This is a genomic window from Vibrio sp. D173a (assembly GCF_030248475.1).
This window is the reverse complement of the sequence record NZ_JAHGAH010001550.1, coordinates 1-689: the sequence shown is the minus strand read 5'-3', so window position 1 is coordinate 689 and position 689 is coordinate 1. Positions and strand designations below refer to the sequence as shown.

Below are 689 nucleotides of genomic sequence, written 5' to 3'. Positions count from 1 at the left end.
ACGCTGCACAATGACTAAAGTAAAGGCCTCTTGGTTCCATGTGACGAGCGGCTTTTCTATTTGTGACGTACTTTAGGATGAAACATCTGGCACTCGCTGCTTACTCAGCATTCACCAAAATCAGCCCCTGATAACCACTCATTTCAACTTCAGTCACTGTTTCACCTATGTTGCCTTGCGCGTCCACTGGTCGCATCGGCTGGTCGAGCTGCACAGTAATGGCAGGCGCTTCAAAGTAGCTGGCGTTTCGTCCATGGAAATCGGTTCGGTACAGTACCATCCCCTTATCAAATTTACGTGCGAGAACCATCTCTTCGGGTCCGCCATTCACGACCTGATTTTCTGATTGGTATGCAAAGTAAGTGTAAGTTGGTAAAACATGGGTCATGCCGTTAGGAAGATCTTGGTGTATTAGTTCGCTCATCGCGCTATCGCCAACAATGGTGTAGTCAGCAGCGTAGGGCGTCGAAGTCGATAGCATCAAAGGTATCGCATTATGACCTTCTGGGATTGTTCCAGAGGGCGCACCAATATCGACTTTGAGAAGAGATGTAGGTTGATACGCGATGTTCTGTGCGATACCACTGGTATAGTAATTACCGCTCGTGGTGTTGTGACTGCCATACAGGTAACTGCTGTTCCATTGGTTGAAGTAGCTTCGATCTGTGTGGTGATTAAGGTAATAGATC

Annotated in this window: 1 pseudogene; it reads right to left on the bottom strand. The window is 47.5% G+C overall.

The annotated features are described in order from the left end of the window. Positions 1-100 precede the first annotated feature (100 nt). A pseudogene (locus KIV40_RS34670) lies at positions 101-689 on the bottom strand (hypothetical protein); the annotation flags it as partial.